Here is a 7,056-nt window from a genome sequence, read left to right as displayed (position 1 = left end):
GACCACGGGTAGGCGGGCGCTCCGCGCCCACCAGAGACGGCGGGCCGCGCTGCGGCCCGCTGGGCTGATCTACGATGCAAACTAGAAACGAGCCGGTCAGCTGGGGTTCAAACAAAGCAGCGACGCGGGGAAGGGGTCGGGCCGCTCGCTCGGAATTCCGGCTTTCGCGATTTTCTTTTCCGGTTTTCAATCCCGCTTCGCGGAATTGAATTCTGCTGGTCGCTTGTTTTCTGCGACTTTCCCGGATTGCCTGATCGCTCCGCGATCCTGGCCAACAATGCGATTGTTGCACCGCTTTGATTGGGCGTCAACAGTTGTTATCTGTCGCGTTTTTGGTAATGCGTTTCTGGCCCTCGGGTCAGTGTATCTCGAATTGCCGCTAAGGCGTTGGCTGGTGTGTGTGAGTCATTCATCAGGAGTGGCTTGGGGCCATCTCTCAGTGAATGATCTGAGTTGTTCTCGTTGCCGTTCTTCCTCCGCGATGCGCTCGCTGAGTACGGCCTGATCGATATAGGGCGCGGCTGCGTCGAGGACCAGGCGCTGAAGCTCGGTTGGTTCGAGTGCTTCGACTTCCCATTGCACTGGGTGGTTGGGATCAAGTCCGTATCGGCGTGCGAACCCGGCCCACCGTGGGTCGCCGGCCTTCCCGGCGGCTGCGGGCAGCTCGTGCTCGCGCACTTGGTCGTGCGTGAGCAGGACCCGCTCTACGTGGCTCCAGCAGGAGGTCCGGGTCACCCAGTCGCGTTCGATGTCGGCGCCCGAGGCGTCGAAGTCTCCGGCGATTCTCCGGGGCTCCGCGAGCGTGCGATTGGGGTTCTAGCAGCTCAGAAGCGGTCTGGGTGATCATATCCAGTGCAACACGTGTAGTGCACGGAAGCTGAGTCACCCCGGGCCGTTCAGGCGGTCGATGATGGCCTGCCGTTCCGCTGGCTCCCGTTCGATCGCCTGCCGGAGGACGTCCATGTCGCGGCGGGCCACGATCGCCTCGCGGACGATCGCGGCCAGGACGTCAGGCGTCAGCGCCTCGGCCTGGGTGGTGGTGGAGCCGGAGAACGAGCGGCGGTCGGTGACGCTCGGTGGGGCAGTCGGTAGGTGGTAGGTCTCGACCTGCTCGGGGGTGACCGCGACGCGTACGAACTCGACTTCGGCGCCGGCCGCCGCGGCGAACGCGGTGACGTCCTCGGCGAGCGCGGTGAGGATCCATTCACCGCTCGCGTCGTAGTCGCCTATGTGAAGAATGCACGTCTTCTTGCCTCCGGCGATGGCCCGCTCGGCGGCATCGTGCTTGCCGGCGAGGCCGTCGAAGCCTCCTCCGGAGTAGCAAGAGATGCCGAACTCCTCTCCGACGCGGGCGAGTTGGGGGACCATTCCTTCGGTCTCCGACCACAGCTCAAGCCGGACGAGCTGGCCGTCTTGGCGGTCGACCCGGTAGTCGCGGGCGATCGCGTCCACGGTCCGCCAGAAGTGCCCGGGGCCGGTGAAGGACGGCGGTGCCTCAGCGGCGACCTGTTTGTCGTCCCGGATGGCAGACCACGGGATCCGGCCGGAGCGGCGGGCCATGCCGACGTACTCGCCCAGCCGCTTGTAGTCACGAAGCGTCTTGGCGAGCACGCCTTCACCGGTGAGGACGTAGAAGATCTGCCGGAGGGTGACCGGCAGGTAGTCGGCGTAGAGGTCCAGGACAGCGTCGACGGCGGCGAGCACTCGCTGTGTCTCGCGTTTGGGCCGCCAGTTCGGCTGCGGTCCGCGAGGACGCTTGTCGGGCATGCCCAGGACCTCCTTGCTCCCTTCCAGAGTGCGCCTAGGCGTCCTTTTGGTTCAAGAGGCGCGAAGTGGGTGCTTGACCTGCGCTTTCACTCCTCTCTGCGTGCCGGATCGCGGTTGATCTGGGCCATGAGCTCACGGTTGGCGCCGCGGGCGGCGGCGAGGTCGTCGTCGCGATCCTGGAGCTTGAGTTCCAGGTCGACGACCTGCTGTTCGAGGGTGGTGATCCGCGCCTTGAGCTGCTCGGTGTCCTCGGGACCGCCGATGCCGGACTCACGCCAGACCTGGTCGCCCAGGGCCTCGCTGAGTCGAGCTTCGAGGCGTCTGACCTGGGTGGCGAGGCGGGCGGTGCGGGCATCAGCCGCGGCCAGGTCGGCTTGGAGGGAGGCCCGGCTGACGGCCGGGCCTCGGCCGCCGACGAGTGCGGCCGGCTCGGCGGCCTGGGCGTGGATCTGGCCGAGCAGGTCGCGGTGGCGGTAGAGGAAGGTGCGGTCGACGCCGGCGCGGCGGGCGATCGCCGTGACGCTGACCTCGGTGCCGGTCTTCGCGGCGTCGGCCAAGGCGGCGAGCACGCGCTGACGACGCCGTCCGGTGTCGGCCCGGCGGCCCTCGATCATCGCCTGGACCGTCGGTTCAGGTGCGGTCATGCCGGTCGCTCCACTCGCAGATCGGGCAGGGGCTGACGGATGCGGGGCATGCCGAGGAAGTTCTGCCGCATCTGGCGGACGATCTGGGATGCCTTCTGGATTTCGGCACGTTCGGCCTCGGTGAGCGTGTCGACGTCGTCGGTGACGCGCTGGATCAGACGCCGGATGCGGGTGATCTCCGCGTCGGACGGGGTGGCCTCGGCGCGGGCCCAGTCGTCGGCCTCAGACATCGACCTCAGCTTCTCCCGCTGCCGAAGCAGGTCGTCAAGGTAGGTGCGGAGGTCGGGAAGGTAGGAGATGTCGGTGGAGAAGTGATCACAGCCCACGCAGCGGAAGCGGAGCGGGCAGGCTCCGCCGCCGGCCGCCACGTTGGTGGGCTCGGAGCAGGTGCCGAAGGGGACGACGACCGCGCCGATGGCCCGGCGGGCGCGTTCGGCGTCGAGCACGCTGGTGACCGCGCCCCAGATGCGGGCGCCGTGTCGGTCGAACTGCAGCTGAGTGACGCGCTCAACCGCCTCCCGCAGGCGTACTTCCTTGACCCGGTAGTACGACCTCGTGGTCTCGTAGCTGTCGTGGTCCATGAGCTCGGCCAGGACGTCGATGGGGACGCCGGCGTCCGCGTGGCGCTGGGCGAAGGAGTGCCGGTAGGCGTAGGGGAAGATCTTCTCCTTGTCGAAGACGGTGCCGTCGTCGAGGAGGAAGTCGGGCAGGGTCTCGACCCACTCGCGGTGCATGCCGCTGAGGTGGTTCGCGTCGATCGAGCGGTCCCCGCGGAGGTTCAGGTTCAGCGCGGGCAGCAGGACCAGCTGGGACGGTGGCCGGTCGGGGAAGCGTTCGCGCACGCGTTTCTGCTGCGCGATGATCAGCTCGGCGGTCGGCTCGTGGATGGGCAACTGGCGGCCGATCCGCTGCTCCTTCCAGTTGTTGTAGAGCAGTACCGGCTTCTTCTGGCCGTCGCGGGTGAGGCAGTTCAGATCCAGACGGCAGATCTCTTCGGGCCGGCGGCCCGTGTCCATCAACAGCTCGACGCTCAGCCGTATCTCGTAGCAGGTCATCGCCTCGAAGGAGTCCAGGTGAGCGCCGAGCTGGCGCATCACCTCGGCCGGGAGATCCTGGCCTTCCTCCGAGGGCTCCGGCGGCTTGGGGACATCGTGGCGGGTGATGACGAAGTCGTCCGGCAGTCCCGCCAACGGCCCGTCCGGGCGGGTCAGGCCCATGGCCCGTCCCTCCCGGAGCACGTTGCGGGCCTTGCTGATGTAGGCGATGCGCGTGAGCGCGCTCATCTGGCCGTTGGCTTCGAGAAACGACATCCTGTTCAGGAAGTTCTCGATGTCAGCGCGGGCCAGCGCGGCCTTGTCCATGCCGCGGTCGGGCCGGGCTCGCAGGGTGTCCGAGAGCTTGGCCAGGCCGTGAAGGTGCTGTTGCGCGTGCGAGGAAGCACTCTTGGAGCGGACCTTGGACAGGTAGTCACGGGCCCAGCGCTTCGCCGTCTCGCGCAGCCAGGGCTGGTGAATCGCGGTGAAGACCAGCGAGCCGCGGTGCCCGAAGGCGACCAGGTCCCACTCGTCCTTGGCGTACTCGCCCTCGGGGGTCTTCACGGCCCGGATCGCGTAGATGCGGGTCCGGTTCAGCAGGATCAGGGCCTCGCTGTTCGCGGCGGGGTCTGGGACGTCCTCCAGCCGTGTGGCGCCGGAGGGACGGATGGTCCGGTCGATCAGGGCCCGGAAGTTGCCGATCTCGGTGCGGGCGCCTCTGTGGCAGCGGTGCTGGAGTCCGAACAGCAGCTGGGCGACGACGAGTGCGGGCAGTCCCCGGAAGCTGACCTCGGCGGCGAAAGCGCCCGACGGCGCGGTCCGCAGCCACGTCTCCTCGTCGAATCCAGGATCCTTGCGCAGCGTCCAGATCCGCTTTTCGTGCGCATGGCACAACCGGGTCTCGCCGGCGCTGACCGCCCGTCGGTTGCAGGCGAGGACCGCGCAGTCCCCCAGGCCGGGCAGGCCCTTGATGGAGGGGTCGGCGAGGAACTCCTCAAGCGTGCCGCCGTGTTTTTGCAGCTGCCACCAGTGCGACCGGCATACCGGCCGCGTACCCGAGTCGGTCCACGGCCGCTCGCAGCCGGCGACGCGGCAGTCGCCCACCGGCAGATGCATGTACGGCGCCGTGCGCGGAACCTGGACGAACTCCTCATAGGAAAATGAAGAGGCGCGAAACCGGGTGTTGCAGGTGCTGCAGAGCTTGAGGCCCTTCACCGGTGAGATGCAGCCGGGCACCGGGCACCGTCGCCCGCCCAGAGTGGGATGGCCGATCGGCGGGTCCAGTACGCAGCGCTCGGCGTTCCAGCCGGCCTCGGTCAGGAAGTCCTTGCTGATCAGTGACCACAGGAAGGCCGTCAGCTCGGCATCGGAAGCCTCCGGCCCCGGGGCAGGAGCGGTGACGGTCGGCGTGAGCAAGGTCTTCACCGGGCACCGCCGGTGAGCTCCCGCGGCGATGGCACCGACTCCACCGCGTCTCTCAGCCGGTCCGGGGCCGGCGTCAGGTACGGCTCCGCGCTGGACAGCCGGGAGTGGTCCAAGAACGCGGCGATCTCGTCCTGGCCGCCGCCCGCGTCCGCGAGGTTGCTGCCCGCCGCCCGCCGCAGCATCCGCGGCGTGACGTTCCTGCTCAGCCCGGCGCGCTTCGACAGCCGCCCGAGCAGCTCGGTGATGCCATCCGTGGTCATCGGGGCACCCAGCGGTTCGGCGAACAGGTTCACCAACACGAAGTCGCTGTCCGGCCCGTGCGGCAGCGCCATCCGTTCCATCACGTACTGGTCGTGGGCGAGAACCACCAGGTGGTCGACGGGCTTCCAGCGGCCCGGCGCCGCGGTCGGCTGCCGCTTCGCCCAGGCCCCATTCGGATTGTCCCGGCGCAGCGTGTGCAGGTGGGAGCCCTTCTTCGGGCAGCCCAGCGGCGTCGAGTCGGGCATGAAATGCATGTCCTCGCGCCGCAGGCCGGCCGCACCTCCCGGGCGCAGCCCGGCCCGGCCCAGCAGCAGCACGATGAACCGGTCCCGCGCGTTGTGGCAGGCCAGGAACAGGGCGACGATCTCCTCGTCGGTGGCCCGCTCACCCTTCTTGCGCGGGACCTGCACTCGGTGCCTGGGCCGCATCCGGTAGCCGGTCACCTCCTCACCACGGGCTTGCTCCGGCAAGTCCCAGTTCTCCGCCACCTCGTACAGCTGGGCCATCACCGACGAGGCCACCACCTTCGCCGTGATGCCGTGCAGCAGGAACTGCCGCACCCCGGTCAGGACATTCTGGATCCGGGCCGGCTCGCGTACTGCCTCGGCGCCCGGCCCCGGGTACACCAGCCCGCTGCCCACCGGACGCTCGATGCCCGTGACCGCCTTCGAGCCGAACTTCAGCCAGACGACGAACAGCCCGAACTCCTCGGCCGCCACCCGCCAGTCACGGCCCGTCCGTATGCACCACCGCAGATAGAGCGCGATGTGCCCCGCGTACGTACGGGTCGTCAGCTCAGCCTGGTCCTTGCCGAACCGCACGTGGCGCAGGAACGCGTCCGCCTCCGGGACCACGGCCAGGTCGTCGTCCACCACGGTCCAGTAGCGGACACCAGATGGGAGTTGTACAGGAAAGGCCCGCAAGGGTCTCCTCCGATCTCTCGTGCAACGTGTCGCAACATTCGCGACAGCCCCAGAGATGCTAGAGAAAACCCCAGGTCACACAGCTAGTGCATCGTCACACCACAGTCGAGGAAGCCCAGGAGAACGACGTAGAGCAGCACGGCCGGGCGGGGGTCGCGGGCGGTGCGCTCGCGTACGACCTGTACGTAGCTCTGGCTACCGAAGCCGCGGACGACGAGTACGGGGATGCCTGGACGTTCCAGCCAGCCGGTGAGTTGAGCCCGAAGGGTGTCCTTCTCGCAGGCGACGTACAGGGCTGAGGTCTGGCCGGCGGTCCGGTCCAGGGCGAACCAGTCGGGCGCGGCTCGGAGGAACGTGCTGGCGTCCGGCCAGGCTGGCGGGACGTGGACCTCTCGCAGCGGGTCGATGAGGTCGGGGAATCGCTCCTCCCGGCGGGCCTGGGCGAGGCGGGAGGACAGTCGCCGGTATGTCGGTGCGGTGTGGGGGATGAGCCCTTCGGAGACGAGCCGGTAGTAGGCCTGGCGGAGGGTGCAGCCGCCGACCGCGTTGTAGCCGGTGACGATGTCGGCGGCGCGGTCCACGATGCGTGGCCACTGGAGTCTGCTCACACCGGTACATGTACCCGTCGAGATCACCGGTCCCTCGGGGGTGCTGGCCGCGGGTGTCACGCGAGGGTGTCACGTTGGGCTCTGGGGTGGGGGTTTTGGGGTATTGGCGCAGGTCAGAGGGTGCGTGACACTCCGGCGTGACAGGGGGCGTGACACCCGACGTGACACCTCGCGTGACAGCCGTGGGCGGTCGTGGGCTCAGGCCCCGCGGGTGCCGGCGGTCCGCCAGGGCGTGCGGGAGCGCGTCGGCGAGGGGCGCGGTCGACGGTGTGGAGCAGCGGCCGGCCTCTCTATCACAGCACCCCTTGTCCGCGGTCTGACGGAGGGCGGTAGCGGGGTTGTGCAAGGGGTGGCTCTGCCCCTTGCACAACTGTTTTGCGTATTTTTGTCGTCA

At 68.5% G+C, this 7,056-nt stretch carries 5 protein-coding genes; all 5 read right to left on the bottom strand.

Annotation, left to right across the window (positions count from 1 at the left end; translation table 11 throughout):
- Positions 1 to 882: 882 nt before the first annotated feature.
- Positions 883 to 1,767 (bottom strand): hypothetical protein, encoded by an 885-nt coding sequence (locus tag ACOBQU_RS40740; protein ID WP_423635751.1) that lies wholly within the window; start codon positions 1,765 to 1,767, stop codon positions 883 to 885.
- An 86-nt stretch (positions 1,768 to 1,853) separates the two neighbouring features.
- Positions 1,854 to 2,411, bottom strand: a complete 558-nt coding sequence (locus ACOBQU_RS40735) for a DUF6262 family protein (protein ID WP_423635749.1) — start codon at positions 2,409 to 2,411, stop codon at positions 1,854 to 1,856.
- Positions 2,408 to 4,870: a tyrosine-type recombinase/integrase gene (locus tag ACOBQU_RS40730; RefSeq protein WP_423635747.1), complete on the bottom strand. Its 2,463-nt coding sequence runs from the start codon at positions 4,868 to 4,870 to the stop codon at positions 2,408 to 2,410. The genes ACOBQU_RS40735 and ACOBQU_RS40730 overlap by 4 nt, the downstream gene beginning before the upstream one ends.
- The gene (locus ACOBQU_RS40725; protein WP_423635745.1) at positions 4,867 to 6,006 is read right to left on the bottom strand and encodes a tyrosine-type recombinase/integrase; all 1,140 of its coding nucleotides are present in this window, start codon (positions 6,004 to 6,006) and stop codon (positions 4,867 to 4,869) included. The genes ACOBQU_RS40730 and ACOBQU_RS40725 overlap by 4 nt, the downstream gene beginning before the upstream one ends.
- 131 nt (positions 6,007 to 6,137) lie before the next feature.
- A complete protein-coding gene (locus tag ACOBQU_RS40720; protein ID WP_423635743.1) occupies positions 6,138 to 6,662 on the bottom strand; it encodes a hypothetical protein in 525 nt (174 codons plus the stop codon).
- Between the last annotated feature and the right edge of the window lie 394 nt (positions 6,663 to 7,056).

Source organism: Streptomyces sp. G45 (genome assembly GCF_049542095.1).
Lineage (GTDB): Bacteria > Actinomycetota > Actinomycetes > Streptomycetales > Streptomycetaceae > Streptomyces.
Note: the sequence above shows the minus strand (reverse complement) of the source record. Positions and strands in the feature narration are given on the sequence as shown.

What these genes read in the sequence shown, in the direction of transcription:
- ACOBQU_RS40740 (WP_423635751.1), bottom strand. Translation starts at nt 1,767, where the DNA reads ATGCCCGACAAGCGTCCTCGCGGACCGCAGCCGAACTGGCGGCCCAAA.
- ACOBQU_RS40735 (WP_423635749.1), bottom strand. Translation starts at nt 2,411, where the DNA reads ATGACCGCACCTGAACCGACGGTCCAGGCGATGATCGAGGGCCGCCGG.